At 42.3% G+C, this 1155-nt stretch carries 1 protein-coding gene; it reads right to left on the bottom strand.

The genetic code is table 11. The features are described 5' to 3' along the window. Positions 1–7: 7 nt before the first annotated feature. Positions 8–988: an IS30-like element IS4351 family transposase gene (locus DW182_RS22015; RefSeq protein WP_005794072.1), complete on the bottom strand. Its 981-nt coding sequence runs from the start codon at positions 986–988 to the stop codon at positions 8–10. Between the last annotated feature and the right edge of the window lie 167 nt (positions 989–1155).

The raw sequence follows: 1155 nt of genomic DNA, 5'->3' as shown, positions 1-1155 counted from the left end.
GCTGAATTCAACTTGCAAATGCAACAGAATTCTGATTAATAATTTGTTTAAATTTTTCGTTTGGCGTGAGGTATCCAAGTCTTTTACGAGGTCGATTATTGAGTTTATTTTCAATCCACTTAATCTGTTTGTTGGTTACTTCACTAAAGTCCTTACCCTTTGGGATATACTGCCTGATAAGCCCGTTGGTGTTTTCATTGGCACCACGTTCCCATGAGTGGTATGGTTTGCAAAAATAGAATTTTATTTCCAATTTTTGCGCAATTTCCTCGTGCTTTGCAAACTCCTTTCCATTGTCAGCCGTAATTGTGTGTATTAAGTTTTTCACTTTCCGCAGTGCCCATACTGCAATCTTAGCTACCGGGATGGCTTCTTTTCCCGACAACTTGCGTATCCAGACCCTGCTTGTTGCTCTGTCGTTAATGGTAAGAATGGCACCTTTGTGGTTCTTACCAATAATTGTATCTATCTCTAAATCACCAAATCTCTCCTTCAGTTCCACTATCTCGGGACGCTCATCAATATCCACCCTGCCTGGGATAAATCCTCGCCCTGCATTTTTAGAACCACGTTTGGCATACCTGCGACCTTGTCTGCGAAGATATTTGTGCAGTTTGCCACCCCGCCGCTTATCCTCCCAAATCCAGCGATATATCGTTTCGTGAGATACCATCGCAATTCCCTCCAAGCGGCTCCTGCCGACAATCTGCTCCGGGCTGAATCCTTTCTTCAACAGCTTTATTATCCGTTTTCTCATTGCCGGTGTAAGCACTTCCTTGCGATGTTTTTGCTGCTTGCGCCTGTCTGCTTTTCGCTGGGCAAGCTCCATGCTATAGCTACCACTTCGGGCGTCGCAATTGCGCTTTATCTCCCTGTAAACAGTGCTTTTATCTACTCCGATAGCTTCCGCTATTGCTTTTTTGCTCATCGGTATTTGCAACATCATAGAAATTGCATACCTTTGTTCCTCGGTTATATGTTTGCTCATCTGCAACTTTTTTTTCTTTGGACGGACAATTAAAGCAAAGATAGCAAACTTTATCCATTCAGAGTGAGAGAAAGGGGGACATTGTCTCTCTTTCCTCTCTGAAAAATAAATGTTTTTATTGCTTATTATCCGCACCCAAAAAGTTGCATTTATAAGTTGAACTCAAG

Source organism: Bacteroides sp. AM16-24 (assembly GCF_003471885.1).
Classification (GTDB): Bacteria; Bacteroidota; Bacteroidia; order Bacteroidales; family Bacteroidaceae; genus Bacteroides.
This window is presented reverse-complemented; position numbering and strand designations above follow the sequence as displayed.

Coding starts and splice junctions, on each gene's coding strand:
- DW182_RS22015 (WP_005794072.1), bottom strand. CDS start 988: ATGAGCAAACATATAACCGAGGAACAAAGGTATGCAATTTCTATGATG.